Genomic DNA, 18,355 nt, shown 5'->3' with positions numbered 1-18,355 from the left:
AAGGTCGCCGTCGTCGACGCCACCGGCAAGGTGGCCGCGACCGAGACGATCTACCCGCACGTCCCGCAGAACAAGTGGGACGCCTCGCTGGCCGCGCTGGCCCGGCTCGCCCGTGAGCACGGCGTCGAGCTCGTCGCCATCGGCAACGGCACCGCCTCCCGCGAGACGGACCGGCTGGCCGCGGACCTGATCTCCCGTCACCCCGAGCTCGGCCTCACCAAGGTCGTGGTCTCCGAGGCCGGCGCCTCCGTCTACTCGGCCCTCCGCCTTCGCCTCCCAGGAGCTGCCCGGGATGGACGTGTCGCTGCGCGGCGCCGTCTCCATCGCCCGGCGGCTCCAGGACCCGCTGGCCGAGCTCGTCAAGATCGACCCCCAAGTCGATCGGCGTCGGGCAGTACCCAGCACGACCTGTCCGAGGTGTAAGCTCTCCCGCTCGCTCGGACGCCGTCCGTCGAGGACTGCGTCAACGGCGTCGGCGTCGACGTCAACACGGCGTCGGCCCCGCTCCTCTCCCGGGTCTCCGGCCATCAGCGGCACCCTCGCGGAGAACATCGTCGCCCACCGCGACGCGAACGGTCCCTTCCGCTCGCGGAAGTCGCTCAAGGACGTCTCCCCGGCTCGGCCCCAAGGCGTACGAGCAGTGCGCCGGCTTCCTGCGCATCCGCGGCGGGGACGACCCGCTGGACGGGTCGAGCGTCCACCCCGAGGCGTATCCGGTGGTCCGGGCGATGGCGAAGCGGACGGGCGGCGACGTCGCCGCCCTCGTCGGCGACACGGGCGTGCTGCGCTCGCTGCGCCCCGAGGACTTCGTCAGCGACTCCTTCGGCCTGCCGACCGTGACCGACATCCTGCGCGAGCTGGAGAAGCCGGGCCGCGACCCGCGTCCGGCGTTCCGGACGGCCACCTTCAAGGAGGGCGTCGAGAAGATCGGCGACCTGGAGCCGGGGATGGTGCTGGAGGGCGTCGTGACGAACGTGGCGGCGTTCGGGGCGTTCGTGGACGTGGGGGTGCACCAGGACGGGCTGGTGCACGTGTCGGCGATGTCGCGGACGTTCGTGAAGGACCCGCGGGACGTGGTGAAGCCGGGAGACATCGTGCGGGTGAAGGTGCTGGAGGTGGACGCGGTGCGGAAGCGGATTTCGCTGACGCTGCGGCTGGACGACGACGCGCGGGCGGGTGCGCGGCCCGCCGCGCGGGAGCCGCGCCGGGGTGGCGCTGCCCCTCGCCCGCGGCGGGAGGCGCCTCCCGCCGCGGGCGGGGCGATGGCCGACGCGCTGCGGCGGGCGGGTCTTGTGCGGCCGGATCGCGGCCGCTGACGTCTTCTTCCCCACCCCGCCCTTTCACCGTTTCTCCGCGCGCTCCGCGGGGGGGGGCAACACGGCTGCGCCGCATTCGTCCTCAAGCGCCGGACGGGCTGAATCAGCCCGTCCCGGCGCCCCCCGGACTTCGCCCGAAGGGCGAAACGGGGGTCCGGGCGTCTCCCCCCGGCAAACGGAGAAAGGGCGGGACCGGGGCACACCCCTACGCGGACGCGTAGCGCGGGACTGTTTCTCGAAGAGCCAGGGGCCGAGGACATCGGCCACGCTCCGGCCCGTCACCCGTGCCGCATGCGCGAGGAACGCGTCCCGTGTCCGCGCTCCCGCCCCGCCGCGCCTCGTGCCAGGTGCGCAGGACGCGGAAGAAGCGAGTGTCGCCCACGGCCAGGCGGAGCGCGTGGAGGCGCAGGCGCCGCGGACGTAGATGCGGTCGTCGAAGAGGTGGCCGCCGGCCGGGGTCGGCGATGCGCAGGTTCTGTCCGGCGGCCCGGCCAGCTCGTCGCGGGCCCGCCGCGCGAGCGTGTCCGCGTCGTCCTCGTCGAGGTGCTCGGACCACAGCCACTCCGCGTACGTGGCGAACCCCTCGTTGAGCCAGATGTGCTGCCAGTCCGCCGAGACTGACGCTGTTGCCGAACCACTGGTGCGCCGTCTCGTGGGCGACGAGCGTCTCCCAACCCCGCCTGCCGTCCATGTGGTTGGTGCCGAAGACGGAGAGCGTCTGGTTCTCGACGGGCGCCGCCAGCTCCGCGTCGACGACGACCACTCCGTAGGACTCGAAGGGGTAGTCGCCGAAGAGGTCGGTGAAGACCTGGAGGATCCGCCCCTGGCGGGCGAGGTCGTGCCGGACCTCCTTCGCCCGCCCGGCGGGGTAGGCGATGTGCACCGGCACGGGCGCCCCCGCGTCCTCGACCGTCCAGGTCTCCCGCGCGAACCGCCCGGTGTAGACCGCCGCGAGGTAGCTGGCCATCGGCCCGGGGTGGTGGTACGTCCAGCGCGCCGACCCGCCCGTCTCCCGGTGCTCGACCAACGAGCCGTTGGCCAGCGCCTGGTGGCCGCCGGGGACGGTGATCTCGAAGGTGTAGGACGCCTTGTCGTCGGGCCGGTCGTTGCAGGGGAACCACGACGGCGCGCCCACCGGCTGGGAGGCGACGAGCGTGCCGTCGTGGTCGTCGCCGGTGCGGTCCCAGCCGATGGGCCCGAACTGCGAGGAGACCGGGCGGGGCCGGGCCGCCGTAGCGGATGTCGAGCTCGAACGGCCGGCCCACCTCGAGCACCCGGGGCGCGGTGATCAGGAGCTTGCCGCCCCGACGCCGGAAGGCGACGGGGCGGTCGTCGAGCCGGGCCTCGCGCACGTCGAGCCGGGCGAGGTCGAGTTCGACCCGGTCGACCGCGCTGTTGGCGACGGCCTCGATGCGGGCGTGGCCGTCGAGCCATCCCGCCCCGGGGTCGTAGCCGATCCTGAGGTCGTAGGCCAGGGTCTGGTGGCCGTACGAGCCGTGTCCCGGGAAGTACGGCCGCGCCTGCTCCCGGGGCGCCCGGCGCCGGGGACCGGAACCGGTCGCGCCGCGGCGGCGGTCAGCGGGAGCACCGCCGCCGCGAGCAGGGCGCGGCGGCTGCACGTGGATCGGGCGCCCATGTCACGCGGCGGCTTCCCGCTCCGCCGCCGGCAGCGGGGCGGGCGGCCCGCTCGCCGGCGATGGGGTTGCCCGCCCAGCGGGTGCCCGCCGGGACGGACTCGCCGCGCATGACGAGGGAGGAGGGGGCGACGGCGGTGTGCGCGCCGATGTGGGTGCCGGGGAGCACGATGCCGTGCGGGCCGAGCGAGGCCCCTTCGGCGAGGTGGACGGTGTCCATACGCATGATCCGGTCGTGGAAGAGGTGGGTCTGGAGGACGCAGCCGCGGTTGACGCTGACCCCGTCGCCGAGGGTGATGAGGTCGGTCTCCGGCAGCCAGTGGGTGTCGCACCACACGCCCCGGCCGATCTTCACGCCCAGGGTGCGCAGCCACCAGTTGAGCACGGGGGTACCGGTGAAGGGGCCCGCCAACCAGGGGACGGCGAGGGATTCCACGAAGGTGTCGTACAGCTCGTTGCGCCACACGAACGAGCTCCACAGCGGGTGCTCGGCCGTCCTGAAGCGGCCCATCAGCAGCCACTTGGCGACCGTGGCCAGCAGCCCGGCGGCCAGGGAGCAGACGACGAGCAGCGGGATGCCGACGAGCGCGGCGAGCCCCAGGCCGCCGGTGTTGAGGGCCTGCTGTTCGCCGATGAGCACCACGTCGGCGAGCGCGAGGCCGAGCATCAGCGGGAGGACGCGGCAGAGTTCGACGGCCGAGCGGGCCAGGACGAGGCGCCGCGGGGGCTCGAAGGTGCGGCCGGCGTCGGCCGTGGTGGCCACGCGCGGCAGCGGCATGGCGGGGCGGCCCAGCCAGGAGGTGCCGGGTTCGGCGTGCTCGGGCGCGTCGGACAGGACGCCGATCAGGCCGTGGTCGGGGACGGCACGGTCGGGGCCGATGATGCCGGAGTTGCCGAGGAAGGCACGTCGCCCGACGCGGGCGGTGCCCAGGCGCAGCCAGCCGCCGCGCAGTTCGTAGGGCGCGACAAGGGTGTCGTCGGCGAGGAACGCGCCGTCGTCGACGGTCAGCAGGGACGGCAGCGGGAGCACGGTGGACAGCTCGGCGCGGCGGCCGACCTTCGCACCCAGCATCCGCAGCCACACGGGGGTGGCGAGGCTGGCGTAGACGGGGAAGAGGTTGCGGCGGGCGCCGTCGAGCAGGCGGGTGATGAACCAGGCGCGCCAGGCGACGCCGCCGCAGGCCGGGTGGAGGCCGGGCGCGATGCCCCGGTTCAGGACGCGGACGGTGAGCGCGACGACGAGCATCCAGCAGAGCGTGGTGACGACGGTGAGCACCGGGACGGCGAGCAGGACGCGCAGGGCGACCGAGCCCAGCGAGACGCTGTCCTTGATCAGGAAGTAGGTGACGACGAGGGCGGGCGCGGCCGCGATCAGCGGCAGCAGCGGCATGCCGGCCAGGGACAGCGCGTAGGCGGCGGCCCAGCGGCGGGAGCGCCCGGCGCGGGGTTCGGGCCAGCCGTCGGACGGGCGGACGGGTCCGCCGGCCCGGTGGGCGGCGGCGTCGGGGCGGGCGGGCGAGCCGACCCAGGTCTGTCCGGCGGGCACATGGCCGTCGAGGCAGGCGCCGGCGGCCAGTTCGGCGCCGGGGCCGAGGGAGGAGCCGGGCATCAGCATGCTGCGGTGGCCGGCGCGGGAGTTCGCGCCGAGCCGTACGGTGCCGACGTGCAGGGTCTCGCCGTCGATCCACCAGCCGGCGATGTCGGCCTCGGGCTCGACGCTCGCGCCGTCGCCGAACTCGGCGAGGCCGGTGACGGGGGGCATGGCGTGCAGCGCCACGTCGCGGCCGGCCCGGCAGCCGAGGGCGCGGGCGTACCAGGCGGCCCACGGGGTGCCCATCAGGGCGGGGACGCCGAAGGCGGCGACGGTCCGTTCCGCGGTCCACAGCCGGAGGTGGACCCGGCCGCCGCGGGGGTGGGCGCCGGGGGCGATCCCGTGGGTCAGCAGCCGGGCGGCGGCCGCGCCGATCGCGAACCGGCCCGGGGCGCTGAAGAGCAGGACCCAGGCGACGATCAGCAGCCACCAGGCGGTGTGGGGCGCCCAGCTCTGCGGCGCGAGGATGCCGAGGACGTTGTCGGCGACGGCGAGTCCGGTGAGGATGCGCAGGCCCTGGACGCCGTAGAGAACGGTCTGGACGAGGATCTGGGCGGCGCCGGTGCGGCGGCGCACGGGACGGACGGTCCGCTTCGGGGCGGGGTGGTCGACGGGGGCGTCGAGGGAGTCGATGTGCTCGGCCATGTCCGCGAGGACGGTGTGCCGGTAGAGGCCCGCGACGGAGACGCCGGGGTGGTGCGCGCGCAGGGCCGAGGCCATGCGCGCGGCGGTCAGGCTGGTGCCGCCCATGGTGACGAAGTCGTCGTCGGCGCCGGGCCGGACGCCCAGCAGCTCCTCCCACAGCGCGGCCAGGCGGGCGGCGGTGCCGTGCAGCTCCTCGGTCCGCACGGTGCCGTCGTCGCCGGTGGTGGGCAGGGGCCAGGGCAGGGCGTTGCGGTCGACCTTGCCGGAGGTGCGGGTGGGGCAGGTCGTCGACCTCGGCGAGGACGGGGACGAGGGCCGCGGGCAGCCGCTCGGTCAGCTGCTTTCTGGCGCTCGCCCGGTCGAAGCCGGTTCCGGGCACGAGGTAGCCGACGAGCAGCTGCGAGCCGGACGGGGGTGGTGCGCACCGCGGCGGCGGCGCCGCGTACGCCGGGGAGTTCGCCGAGCGCGGCGTCGATCTCGCCGAGCTCGATGCGCCGACCGCCCAGTTTGACCTGGTCGTCGGCGCGGCCGGCGAAGACCAGGCCCGCCTCGTCGGCGCGGACGAGGTCGCCGGTGCGGTAGGCGCGCTCGCTGTCGAGGGCGGCGCAGGGGCGGAAGCGCTCGGCGTCCTTGGCGGGGTCGAGGTAGCGGCCGGTGCCGACGCCGGCGATGACGAGCTCGCCCTCGGCGCCGAACGGGACGGGGTCGCCGTTCTCGTCGACGACGGCGAGGTCCCAGCCGTCGAGCGGCAGGCCGATGCGGACGGGCTCGCCCGGCTCCATCCGGGCCGCGCAGGCGACGACGGTGGTCTCGGTGGGGCCGTAGGTGTTCCACATCTCGCGGCCGGGGACGGCGAACCGCTCGACGAGGCCGGGCGGGCAGGCCTCGCCGCCGACGATCAGCAGCCGGACCCGGTCCAGCGACTCCTGGGGCCACAGGGCGGCGAGGGTGGGGACCGTGGAGACGACGGTCACCCCCCGCTCGATCAGCCAGGGGCCCAGCTCGTGGCCCGCCCGGACCAGGGAGCGCGGGGCGGGGACCAGGCAGGCGCCGTGCCGCCAGGCCAGCCACATCTCCTCGCAGGAGGCGTCGAAGGCCACCGACAGGCCCGCGAGGATCCGGTCGCCGGGGCCCAGCGGCTCGTCCTGGAGGAAGAGCGCGGCCTCGGCGTCGGCGAAGGCCGCGGCGCTGCGGTGGGACACCGCGACGCCCTTGGGGGGCACCGGTGGAACCGGAGGTGAAGATGATCCAGGCGTCGTCCTCGGACAGCGGGAGCCGGGGCGCGGCCGCCACCGGCCGGCGCACGCCCGCGGCGAGCGAGCCGTCCGCGACGACGACGCCGCAGACCTCGGCCTCGTGGAACACCGTGGCGGCGCGTTCCTCGGGGTCGTCGGCGTCCACGGGCACGTACGCGGCCGAGCAGCGCAGGACGGCGAGGATCGAAAGATAGAGCTCCGCGGTCCCGGAGGGGACCCGGATGCCGACCCTGTCCCCCGGCCCGACTCCGGCCGCGCGCAGCCGGTCGGCCCGTTCCTCGACCGCGGCGGACAGCTCCCGGTAGGTGAGCACGCCGGCCTCGGTGTCGAGAGCGGGGGCCTCGGGGTGGGTGGCCGCCGTCGCATCGAGGACGTCGATCAGGGTGCGCTCACCGTGGGGCGGTGCGCCCGGATAACGCGCCCGCCCCACTGACGATGCCAGTGGGGTGGGCGGGCTGGAACTGGAAAGAGTCGGGGACATGGCCTTACGCCTCAATTCGACGTCGGAGATGCGGACGCCCCTCGGACGTCCGCACCCACAGACGTCGCTCCGCACCCACGGGTTCGTATGACGAGGCCAATGTTCCGTAAATCGAACACCTGGCGGAGATGCCTCGGGGCGGACTCATTTTCCACGGTACGTGCCGTTCCTCCGGAAAACCACGGTTTTCCGGGGCTGAGGGCCGCTCCACCCCTTGGCGAAGAGTTGACCTGCGGCTGAGGTTGTTTTCGGGAAGAAATTCCCCCGTTCGGACCATCAGGACGCGGATCCACAGGTTCAGCGCTCGATAATGCGGCCCGCTTCGACCTCGATCCGGCGGGTGGTGTGCACGGCGTCGAGCATCCGCCGGTCATGGGTGACGAGCAGGAGCGTCCCGGTGTACGAGGCCAGCGCGGACTCCAGTTGCTCGATGGCCGGCAGGTCGAGGTGGTTGGTCGGTTCGTCAAGGACGAGCAAATTGACGCCGCGCGCCTGGAGCAGGGCGAGCGCGGAACGCGTCCGTTCACCCGGCGAGAGCGTCGCGGCCGGGCGCAGGACGTGCTCGGCCCTGAGGCCGAACTTGGCCAGCAGCGTGCGGACTTCGGCCGGGACGAGCTCCGGCACCGCCGCCCCGAAGGCGTCGAGCAGCGTCTCCGGCCCGAAGAACAGCGCCCGGGCCTGGTCCACCTCGCCGACGACCACGCCGGGGCCGAGCGAGGCGGTGCCCGCGTCCAGCGGGAGCCTGCCGAGCAGGGCGGCCAGCAGGGTCGACTTGCCCGAGCCGTTGGCCCCCGTGACCGCGACCCGGTCCGCCCAGTCGATCTGGAGGTCCACCGGGCCGAAGGCGAACTCCCCGCGGCGGGCCTCGGCGCCGCGGAGCGTCGCCACGACGGCGCCCGAGCGGGGCGCGGCGGCGATCTCCATCCGCAGCTCCCACTCCTTGCGCGGCTCCTCGACGACGTCCAGCCGCTCGATCAGCCGCTCCGTCTGCCGGGCCTTGGCCGCCTGCTTCTCCGTGGCCTCCGCGCGGAACTTGCGGCCGATCTTGTCGTTGTCGGTGGACTTGCGGCGGGCGTTGCGGACGCCGTGCTCCATCCAGTTCCGCTGGGTGCGGGCGCGGGCCTCCAGGCCGGCCCGGGTGTCCGCGTACTCCTCGTACGCCTCGCGGGCGTGCCGGCGGGCCCGGGAGCGCTCCTCCAGGTACGCCGCGTAGCCGCCGCCGTAGAGGTTGACCTGCTGCTGCGCCAGGTCCAGCTCCAGCACCTGGTTGACCGTGCGGGTGAGGAACTCGCGGTCGTGGCTGACCAGGACCGTGCCGGCGCGCAGGCCGGTGACGAAGCGCTCCAGGCGGTCGAGGCCGTCCAGGTCGAGGTCGTTGGTCGGCTCGTCGAGGAGGAAGACGTCGTAGCGGCTGAGGAGGAGGGAGGCGAGGCCGGCGCGGGCCGCCTGGCCGCCGGACAGGCTGGTCATGGGGCGGTCCAGGCCGACGGTGAGTCCGAGGTCGGCGACGACCTCCTCGGCGCGGTCGTCGAGGTCGGCGCCGCCGAGCGCCAGCCAGCGCTCCAGGGCGGCCGCGTACGCGTCGTCGGCGCCCTTCGCGCCCTCGACGAGCGCCTCGGTCGCGGCGTCCAGTGCCGTCTGGGCGGCGGTGACGCCGGTGCGGCGCGCGAGGAAGGCGCCCACGGTCTCGCCGGGGCGGCGGTCCGGTTCCTGCGGGAGGTGGCCGACGGTGGCGGAGGGCGGGCTGAGCCGGAGGGCTCCGCCGGTCTCCTTCGGCCCCTCGCCGGCGCCCGCGAGCAGCCGGAGAAGGGTGGACTTGCCCGCTCCGTTGGCCCCGACGAGGCCGATCACATCGCCGGGGGCGACGACGAGGTCGAGCCCGGAGAAGAGGGTGCGGTCGCCGTGGCCGGCGGAGAGGTCTTTGGCGACGAGGGTGGCGTTCATGGCGGTCCGAGCGTACCGGGCCGGCGGGCCCGGCCCCGAAGGGGTTTCCTCCCCACCCCGCCCTCTCCCCGTCTCCCGGGGCCCGTCCCCCGGCCCCGAACCGCCCTCCGGGCGGCGAGCGGGGGTGAGTCCCACCGGGCGGTGGCCGGCGGCGCGGCGGACGGCGCGGGCGCCAGGTCGGAGGCGCGGGGCGGGAACGCCGCCAGGTCCACCAGGCGCAACAGCAACGGGACGCCGTCGACCGCGAAGTCCACGAAGTCCCGTCGCGTCCGGCACACCGGCCCGGTCAGGACACCGCCGGCGCGCGTCGCGGGCGCCAGCCCGAAGGTCGCGTACTCCGCTGACATGGTGCGGAGTATTCCCCGGATTCCCCGGACTGTGCCGCTTCGTGCCCTGCGCACCCCAACAGGGCGGAGCAGCCGGTACCTTCACCCCATGGCAAGCGATGTGATCGTGGTGGGATCGGGAGTGATCGGCCTGACCACCGCCGTCCTCCTCGCGGAGCGCGGGGCGCGAGTCGAGGTGTGGACGCGCGAGACGGCCGCGCAGACAACCTCGGCGGTGGCCGGGGGGCTGTGGTGGCCGTACCGGATCGAACCGGCCGACGCCGTCGCCGCGTGGTCGCTCACCTCCCTCGCCGTCCTGACGGAGCTGGCGGGGCGCCCGGAGGAGACCGGGGTCCGCCTGGTGGACGGGACGGAGGCGGGCACCTCGACAGGCGAACTGGGCGGATGGGCACGGCAGGTGCCGGGCCTGCGGGACGCGGCGCCGAAGGAGGTCCCGAACGGCTGGGACCGCGCCGTCCGCGCCCGGCTGCCGCTCGTCGACATGCCCGCCCACCTCGGCCATCTGCAGCGCCGGCTCGGCGCGGCGGGCGGCACGGTCACCCTGCGCCCGGTCAACTCCCTGGCCGACGCGGGCCGGGCGGCGCCCGTCGTCGTCAACTGCTCGGGCCTGGGCGCCCATCACCTCGCGGCGGACCGGCACGTCCACCCGGTGCAGGGGCAGCTGGTGGTCGTGGAGAACCCGGGCGTGGCCGAGTGGTTCGCGGCCGCGACCGACGACCGCGCGACCGACACGCTCTACGTCCTGCCCCAGCCGTACGGCCTCGTCCTCGGCGGTACGGCGCGTCCGCACGTCTGGGACCGCACGCCGTCACCGGCCGTGGCCCAGGCGCTCATCGCCCGCTGCGCCCGGGTGCACCCGGGCCTGACGGGGTCCCGGGTGCTGGCGCACCGGGTGGGGCTGCGCCCGGCGCGCCACCGGGTCCGCCTGGAGGCGGACCCGGAACGGCTGCCGGGCGGCGCCCTGCTGGTGCACAACTACGGGCACGGCGGCGCGGGCGTCACGGTCTCGTGGGGCTGTGCGCGGGAGGCCGTGGCGCTCGTGCTCAGGGAAGGTGCGTGAGGGACGGGACGCGCAGCCCCCGCGGGCGCTCCGGGAGGAGCGACGGTGCGGCCGCCGCGGCCCCCGACGTGGCGCGGGCGAAGGCCCGGTAGCCGCCGACGAGCGGCAGGTCCGCCGAGGTCGCGTGGAGATCCACGGTCAACTGCGGGGTGGTGGCGGCCGGTTCGATCAGCCCCGCGTCCGTGCCGGCGACGATCAGCGCCAGGCGGTGCCCGGCCGGGACGACGTGGTCGGTGGCGGCCAGGTCGAGGGTGATGGTGTAGGCCCGGCCGGGGGTCACGGACCGGCCGTGCCGCGCGGAGGCGTAGTGGCCCAGGTCGGCCCAGCCCCGGCTGAAGACGGTGGAGTCCACCTGCTTGGTGTCGGCCTCGGTGCGCTTGAAGCAACCGGTGTCGCCGGTGGTGCCGCTGCCCCAGCAGGTGCTGTCGGGCAGGGTGCGGATGCCCTCGCCGTCGCCCGCGTAGTCGCGGACGGAGGCCGGGCCCAGGTCGACGAGGACGGCCGACAGATGGGCGGACGAGGTGGGACGGCGTCACCCTCAGCCGCACCGTCGAGGATCCGGACAGCCGCAGGTCGCGGGTGAGCGGGCGGGTGACGAACCCGGCCTTGTCGGGCGTCGCCCGGTCGACCGCGGTCGACCAGTCGGCCTCGCTCCGCCGCGGGTCGTCGGTGAACTTCGTGGTCGTGCCCGGCGCGGCCTGGCCGAGGCCGAGCGTGCCGACGCCCGCGACGGGTCCGGCGGCCGGGCGCAGGGTGGTCGTCCGGGTGCCGGCCGGCGGCCAGGCGCGGTCGGTGGACCACCGGTCGGGGGCGCGCTCCACGTCGGCCATCGGCTCGCGCTCGATGCCGTTGTCGTAGCCGAGCAGGTAGTGGTCGAACCAGCGGTGCAGGGTGGGCACCCACGCCTCGCGGCGGAAGTCGAACGGGTCGACGTGCCCGGTCTGCGACAGCCAGATCTTGCGCTCCACGCCGTGCGCGGCGAGCGCGTCCCACCACTGGCCGAGGTGCTTGGTGCGGACGTTGAGGTCCTGCATGCCGTGCACCGCGAAGACGCTGGCCTTCACCTTGCCCGCGTCGCGGACGTAGTCGCGCTCGCTCCACAGCGGCGTCCAGTCGCCGTTGCGCGGCGCGCCCTCGACGAGCTTGCGCTGGACGGCGGAGCAGCGGGCGTGCGCCCCGTCGCTCTCGACGCGGGAGGCGAGCCCGTCGGGGCCGCTGCCGAACAGGGCGGCGCCCTTGGCGAAGTAGTAGTCGTACCAGGAGGAGATGGCGCCGATCGGGACGATGGTCTTCAGCCCGTCCACGCCGGTGGCGGCGACGCCGTTGGCGACGGTGCCGTCGTAACTCTTGCCGATCATGCCGACGGCTCCGGTGGACCACCCGGCCGTCACGGGCGTACCGCCGGTGCGCGAACCGTAGCCGCGCGCCCGGCCGTTGAGCCAGTCGACGACGGCCTTGGCGGACCGGACGTCGGAGCGGCCGCCGACGTCGACGCAGCCGTCGGAGCGGTTGGTCCCGGCCAGGTCGACGAGGACGACGGCGTAGCCGCGGGGGACGAAGTAGTTGTCGTAGTAGAGGGGGAACTGGACGGGGTTGCCCCGCTCGTCGTAGGTCTTCTTCTGGCTCTCGTTGCCCCGGCCGCAGCACGAGTAGTAGGGGCTGGCATCCATGATCACCGGTACCCGGCGGCCCTGTTCGGCGGGTTCGCGGGGCCGGACGATGTCCACGGCGACCCGGTCGGTGCGGCGGGCCCCGGTCCCGACCTCCACCCACACCGACTCGCGGACGGCGCGGTCGTAGGAGTAGACGGGTCTGCTCTCCCACGCCGCGCCCCCGGTCGGGTGCGGCGTGCGCCTGACCGGGCGGCGAGAGGAGGACGGCCAGCAGGGCGGTCAGGGCCGTCGCGACGAGGGTGGTCAACGGTATGCGGGTGTTCCGCGTGGGTTTCGGCACGGGCGGGACAGTACGCGGGTCAACTGCCGTGCAGAAGGGGCGCGGAGGATGTTCCGGGCCACAGCGGGCCCACGGGGGTCAGGGACCCGCGGGGGACACGGTGGCCGAGGTGAGGAAGAAGGTCACGGCGTAGGTGAAGCGGCCGGTCGCCGCCGCGTCGTCGAAGCGGCGCACGAAGCGGTCGGCCTCGGCCGGGGCGAGGTGGCCCTGATGGGCCGCGGGTGCGGGCCCAGTCGCGGATCCCCTGGACGTGGTCTACGGTCCGCGGGTCGCGGACCACCAGCGTGTGCGCCTCGGCCGCCACGTCGGCCAGCCCGCGTTCGGCGAGCATGGCGGGCTGCTGGTGGGCGAGCGCCCCGCCGCGCACACCCGTCGTCGACGCGCAGGGCGAGGACGCGGCGGGCCAGTTCGGGTTCGCCGATGTCCAGCACCTGGGTGCCGTAGTCGAGAGCGGCGAGCCACGACGCGTCCGCCGGGCAGCACGACCCGCAGCATCTCGTCGATGACCCGGCCCGGGTCGGCGACGTGCTGGAGGACGAGGTCGGCCCACGCGCCGTCGAAACTTCCGGCGCGGAAGGGCAGATGGTGGGCGTCGGCCACCAGCGCCGCGCCGACACCGCCCGCACGCGCCGCGCCCGGCCATCGCCAGGGACAGGTCGGGCGGCGACCGCGCGGGCCCCGGTCTCGGCGGTCAGCGCCAGCGCCGTCGTGCCGGCCCCGGCGCCGACGTCGAGGAACCGCTGTCCGGGGCGGGCGCGCAGGAGGGTGCGGAGGCGCTGTTTGTAGGAGGTGTGGAACGGCGAACGGGTGCGCCGCCGCAGGTTGTGGTCACCAGGTGGGCGGGGTCGGCACTGGCATCCACGTCCGACCAGGGACGCGACAGCGTGTGTTGGGCCATTGGCCGGTGATCGTAGGACTGATAGGTGAGCTTCGCGGTGGTCCTGGCGTCCCGATCACCCCGAACGGTGATGGAACGGTCCTCCAGGGCCTTCGCGTGGCCGTGATTCATTCGCTCCATGGGGTGTTCCACCTCGTGATGACGGCCGGATGTCAGTCACGTGTCCGGATTCGGCATGGACATTCCCAGGACAACGATGAGTGCATAGGCTGCGGTCGATCTTCGTCTCCACTCGGCGGCCGCTAACCGGCCGTCCACCCCCTACGAGTTGGAGTGTCCCGTGCGTCCCAGACTCCTCGTTTCCAGCGCCGCCGCTGGCCGCCGCCTTCCTGCTGCTGCGGGGTCCCCGCGTCGGCGGCCGACGGCACTCCGGGCGCGCCGGGCCTCGGCGACTCCTACTACCCGGACGCCGGCAACGGCGCGCTACGACGTCTCCCATTACGACCTGCGGCTCAAGTACCAGCGAAGACGGACCGGCTGGAGGGCACCGCGACCCTCACCGCCACCACCACCCAGGCGCTGTCCCCGCTTCAACCTGGACTTCCTGCTGGACGTCAACGAGGTTCTGGTCAACGGGAAGAAGGCCGCGTTCGCGAAGTACCGGGGTCCACGAGCTGGAGATCACCCCGTCCGCCCCGCTGCCGCAGGGCAAGCACATCACCGTCGTCGTCCGTTACAGCGGAACCCCCTCCGCCGTCAAGGTAGGGAAATTCACCGCCTGGCAGCGCACCCCCGACGGCGGGGTCGTCGCGCAGGAGCCGGAGTCGGCCGCCTGGTGGTTCCCGAGCAACGACCACACCGCGCGACAAGGCCACCTTCGACGTCTCGGTCGCCGTCCCCGACGGCGTCCAGGCCATCAGCAACGGCGCCCTCGCCTCGCAGACCTCCAAGCTCGGCTGGACGCGCTACAACTGGCGCTCCACCACAGCCGCAGGCGCCGTACCTGACGACGCTGGCCGTCGGCCAGTTCGAGATCACCACCGACACGACCTCCAACGGGCTGCCGGTCGTCAACGCCTACAGCAAGGACCTGGGCGACAAGCTCGCCCCCGCGAAGGCCAGCGTCGAGCGCACCTCGAGGTCCTCGACTGGGCGCGAGCACGGTCTTCGGCCCGTACCCCTTCACGGCGGCCGGCGGCTACGTGCCCAAACGTCCCACGCGCTTCGCGCTGGAGACCCAGACCCGGCCGTTCTACAGCCCCGCGCCGTTCGCGAACGGCGCCAACGTCTCGCTCGTCGTGCACGAACTGGCCCACCAGTGGTTCGGTGACAGCGTCTCGGTGAAGAACTGGCGGGACATCTGGGTCAACGAGGGCTTCGCCTCCTACGCGCAGTGGCTGTGGTCGGAGAAGGAGGGCGAGGGCACCGCGCAGGAACTCGCCGCCGACTACACCTACGCGCTGTACCCGGCGGACGACCCGTTCTGGACCGTCAGGCCCGGGGACCCGGGCGCGGACAAGCAGTTCGACGGGCCGTCTACCAGCGCGGCGCCATCGCCCTCCAGGCGCTGCGCAACACCGTCGGCGACAAGGTACTTCTTCGAGACGCTGAAGGGGTGGACCGCGAAGAACCGCTACGGCAACGCCTCCGTCCAGGACTTCGTCGCGTACGCCGAGCAGGTCTCGGGCAAGAAGCTCAAGCCGCTCTTCGACACCTGGCTGTTCACCACGGTGAAGCCGAGCGCCGCGGAGGCGGCGAAGGCGGGCATCGGCAAGCCGGCGGCGAATGTCGGCGAAGTCCCTGAAGGCGGACAGGCCCGCGCAGCAGCCGAAGTCCTGGAAGCAGATCCGGGCGGGCGCTCTCCGCGCACAAGCACTGACGACGGGCACGCGGGTCTTTCACAGCTCCGGTGGTACACCAATACTGTTGAGCCACCGGAGCTGTGAGAGCGAGGCATTGCGCATGGGCATGGGCATGGACGACGACACCGGTGAGGCCGAGTTCCCGGCGTCCCTCACCGTCGACGAACTGGCCGCCCGCAGCGGGGTCACCGGTGCGCACCATCCGCTTCTACAGCACCCGCGGCCTCCTGCCCCCGCCGTGCCTCGGCCCCCCGCCGGGTGGGCCGCTACTGCCCCCGGGCACCTCTCCCGCCTCGCCCTGATCGAGGAGTTGCAGCACCAGGGCCTCACCCTGGCCGCCCATCGAGCGCTATCTGCGCCGCCTCCCGGACGACCTCAGCGCCCACACGACCTGGCCATCCACCGTGCGGTCGTGGCCTCCTGGGTGCCCGACACGGCGGCCGAGACCACCCGCGCCGAACTGGAGCGCCGCGCGGGCCGCCCGCTGACCGACGAGGACATCGACAAGCTCGTCGCGATGGACGTGCTGCGGCGCGAGGAGGACACGGACGGGGAGGTCCGCTTCCAGGCGGACCCGGACTGCTGGGCGTCGGTGTCCAGTTTGCTGGACGTCCCGATGACCCTGGACACCCTGCGGGACCGCCCGCGCCGTCCTGCTGTCCCACGCCCGCTCGACGGCGCGCGAGCTCACTCGGCTCTTCCACGAGGAGGTGTGGGGGCCGTACGCGGCGGGCGCGACGGACCCCGAGGAGGTGGAGTCCATGAAGTCGCTGTCGGCGCACATGCCGCCCGCTGGTGGTGCAGGCGCTGGTGACGGCGTTCCAGCGGTCGCTGAGGGAGGAGTTGCGGGCGACGTATGGGGGGTGAGGGTGCGTTGCGCTTCGCGGTTGTGATGCCCCGGTCCCGCCCTTTCACCGTTTCTCGCGCGCTCCGCGCGGGTGCAACGCGGCTGCGCCGCGTTTCGTCCTCAAGCGCCGGACGGGCTGGTTTCCGCGCCCGGGCGCGAATTCAGCCCGTCGGCGCTTGAGGACTTCGCCCGCAGGGCGAATGGGGCCGGGGTCTCACCGGAAGAAACGGTGAAAGGGCGGGACACGGGGCAAACCCCCCGCGGCGCTCACCCCGCCACCCCCGCCTCCTCCAAAGCGCTCCGGGCACGCTCCAGATTTGCTCCCGGGTGCGCGCCAATTCATCCCGCAACCGGGCCACCTCGGTCCGCACCCCCGCCACGGGACCGGCCGGACGTCGCCCGCCCCCGGCTGGAACGCGTCGCCCGCTCCCACGCATCCGCCCAGTCCCGCAACCGCCCCTCCGGCACGTTCCGCAGTGCCGCACGAAGCTCAACAGCACCTCCTTGCGCGGAAAGCGCGTCCCGCGCAGCGCCGAGGGCCGAGGGCTTGCTGCGCGGCAGCAGGCTCACTTCGTCCCGCGGCGTCCACACAGGCCCGTTCCTCCAGTTCGCGCAGGTCGGGTTGCGTGCCGGCCCCCGGCGCAGGTGGGTCATCGCCCTGGAACAGGGCTGCCACGGTTGCGCTGACGACTGCGGCCGTTACGGGCCCGGCAGGCCCGGCAAGGCCCGGGCGGCGGGCCGCAGTACCACGGTCGGCCCTGGTCCACAGCCGCTTCGCCTCGCGCATGTTCGCCCCCGCAGATACGGTGTGAACGCGCGCACACGTGGCCCACTTGGGCAGGGTCTCCCCCTTGGCCGCCCGGTCCAGCGTCGACCGGTGACACCGTCAGCCCATCTCCTGTGCCGTCCGCTGCCATCTGGCTCCAGCTCCCTCACCGGGACGCCCGGCGCAGTGACCGCAGCCACTGCGCCAGCGTCTCGACGGGGTCGGGCTGGGCCAGGGCGCCGTCGACGCGCCCCATCCCCGGCCTCCCTTACGCCCTTCCCCCGGTTCCGCGCACACTAGGAGAGAGGGCCGCCCAGCCCCGTGGCTATCAGAATTGCCCCTGGCCAGCCACACTGCACCGCCGGCCACAAGGTGCGGCAGGTGAACGATCCCGTCCTCGACGGGGATCCCGTAGCGCCACCGATCGGCGTGTGAGCCGAGCAACGGTCACGGGCGATGACGAACGGCGGGTGGTCGTGAGCGGGCGTTGTCAACGTGCGCTCACCGCGTACGCGCGCCGTTCTTCAAAGAGGGTTCCTCCTCGGCTCGTTGCCACTCTGACACGAAAGCCCTCAGCACCTGTGCCGTCCGCGGCCTTGCAGGGGGCCGCGACGGAATGAGGGCTTCACCCTTACCTTCGGGAAACGCAACACGTGGCACGGCAAGGCAATCAGTTCACCCGCGTCCACATCCCGTCCGCTTCCCGTGGTACGGACCACGGCCCGACGTTCCGGCCCTGGTTCACGGGCGCACGGTCGGACGGACGGCGTTCCGGGGCGTGATGACCGTTCGACGAGATGACGCCATTGTGAAACACGGCTGCGAAGGCGGCCGGAGAGGTTGGTCGGCACGGCCTCGCCTTCCCGTCCAGCGATTCACGAGTTGTAGGAGCGGCCCCAGTGCGCGGCACGGCACCCGTTAGTCAGCCGTGAGGGGACGACAGGGCCACCTCCGTCTGCACACCGCACCCTCCAACGAGTAGTGTTCCCTCGGCCCGGCCGTTACCGGCTCTGCCCATTTCAAGGCGGCTCCCCCTCGGCCGTTTGCCACCAGACACCCCCACATGGCGAGAAAGTCGGCCATGCGCGCCGTTGCAGCGGCGCGCGGGCCGGGCGGGGCATCCTCACGGCCCGCGCCCCCAAGACACTACCGGACGGCCGGACACCGCGCCAGGCACATGCCCGGTACCGGGCGGTCGCACCGGTGCCAGCCCGGAGATCCATGTCGTCAGCCCAGAACGGATCGCGTGGTGTCGCGGCGGTGGACGTGCCGGCGCTCCACCCGCAGTTCGGTGGTGAGGACGAATGGCTTACCGTCGTTTTCGCCGACAGGGGCGTCAGGTGTTGATTGCCGATGTCGTCCGAAGTCGAGGTGAGGCCAGGCCGGCGTACCCGTCGTAGGGCCCCGGTGCATCATCCGGTTGTCACGTACTGGTATCGATCTGCCCCTCGCTCACCCCCTCGAAGTAGTGGCCCCGGCCCGTCAGCTGCCCCGGATGCGCCCCTTTACGCCAGCGGGCGTACCCGGGGTGCTCATTGCCGTGACCCGCGCTAAGGTGAAACACCTTCGGGACCTGCACGTACATGCGAACTGGCAGTGTTTTCTTGCGGGCGTACGCCACGGCATTGGAGCCGACGCCCACCTGTACGGGGTGTAGCTCCCGAAGGACACCGTCGGCCGAAAACGGAGGTTTTCCGGCGCCACCGCCAACGATGTCCGTCCGGCCAAAAACTGGCCCCCGCACGATTCCCGACACCGCTGACGAAACGGCCCCGGCTCGATCCGCACACTCGCCCGGCGGATCATCTTCCCTCC

General features: G+C 73.6%; 6 protein-coding genes and 6 pseudogenes. 4 read left to right on the top strand and 8 right to left on the bottom strand.

Going from position 1 to position 18,355, the window contains the following annotated elements; all coding sequences use genetic code 11:
- Positions 1–1,316, top strand: a pseudogene (locus ABD794_RS11675) (helix-hairpin-helix domain-containing protein); the annotation flags it as partial.
- 205 nt (positions 1,317–1,521) lie between these two features.
- Here ABD794_RS11675 and ABD794_RS11670 read toward each other — a convergent pair.
- The 4 genes and pseudogenes from ABD794_RS11670 to ABD794_RS11655 all read right to left on the bottom strand — a co-directional run.
- Positions 1,522–2,451, bottom strand: coding sequence for a M1 family aminopeptidase (locus ABD794_RS11670; protein WP_344962942.1), 930 nt, complete (start codon positions 2,449–2,451; stop codon positions 1,522–1,524).
- 440 nt (positions 2,452–2,891) lie between these two features.
- Positions 2,892–6,923, bottom strand: a pseudogene (locus ABD794_RS11665) (Pls/PosA family non-ribosomal peptide synthetase).
- A gap of 297 nt (positions 6,924–7,220) precedes the next feature.
- Positions 7,221–8,867 carry an ABC-F family ATP-binding cassette domain-containing protein gene (locus ABD794_RS11660; protein ID WP_344962940.1) on the bottom strand — a complete coding sequence of 549 codons (1,647 nt, stop codon included), beginning with the start codon at positions 8,865–8,867 and terminating at the stop codon, positions 7,221–7,223.
- A 164-nt stretch (positions 8,868–9,031) separates the two neighbouring features.
- Positions 9,032–9,214: pseudogene (locus ABD794_RS11655) on the bottom strand (oxidoreductase); the annotation flags it as partial.
- 88 nt (positions 9,215–9,302) lie between these two features.
- Here ABD794_RS11655 and ABD794_RS11650 point away from each other — a divergent pair.
- The gene (locus ABD794_RS11650) at positions 9,303–10,274 is read left to right on the top strand and encodes an NAD(P)/FAD-dependent oxidoreductase (RefSeq protein ID WP_344962939.1); all 972 of its coding nucleotides are present in this window, start codon (positions 9,303–9,305) and stop codon (positions 10,272–10,274) included.
- Here ABD794_RS11650 and ABD794_RS11645 read toward each other — a convergent pair.
- Both ABD794_RS11645 and ABD794_RS11640 read right to left on the bottom strand, forming a co-directional pair.
- Positions 10,258–12,227 (bottom strand): annotated as a pseudogene (locus tag ABD794_RS11645) (Xaa-Pro dipeptidyl-peptidase). The gene ABD794_RS11650 and the pseudogene ABD794_RS11645 sit on opposite strands and share 17 nt — an antisense overlap.
- A 255-nt stretch (positions 12,228–12,482) precedes the next feature.
- The gene (locus tag ABD794_RS11640) at positions 12,483–12,827 is read right to left on the bottom strand and encodes a methyltransferase domain-containing protein (protein WP_344962937.1); all 345 of its coding nucleotides are present in this window, start codon (positions 12,825–12,827) and stop codon (positions 12,483–12,485) included.
- A 612-nt stretch (positions 12,828–13,439) separates the two neighbouring features.
- Between ABD794_RS11640 and ABD794_RS11635 the strand changes: the two are divergent.
- A pseudogene (locus ABD794_RS11635) lies at positions 13,440–15,011 on the top strand (M1 family metallopeptidase).
- A gap of 16 nt (positions 15,012–15,027) precedes the next feature.
- Positions 15,028–15,794 (top strand): annotated as a pseudogene (locus tag ABD794_RS11630) (MerR family transcriptional regulator).
- 912 nt (positions 15,795–16,706) lie between these two features.
- Here ABD794_RS11630 and ABD794_RS19330 read toward each other — a convergent pair.
- Positions 16,707–16,796, bottom strand: a complete 90-nt coding sequence (locus tag ABD794_RS19330; protein WP_486389120.1) for a dimerization/docking domain-containing protein — start codon at positions 16,794–16,796, stop codon at positions 16,707–16,709.
- A gap of 1,167 nt (positions 16,797–17,963) precedes the next feature.
- On the bottom strand, positions 17,964–18,355 hold a 392-nt coding region (locus tag ABD794_RS11625), incomplete at its 5' end, for a hypothetical protein (protein WP_344962935.1).

The organism is Streptomyces thioluteus (assembly GCF_039535865.1).
Note: the sequence above shows the minus strand (reverse complement) of the source record. Positions and strands in the feature narration are given on the sequence as shown.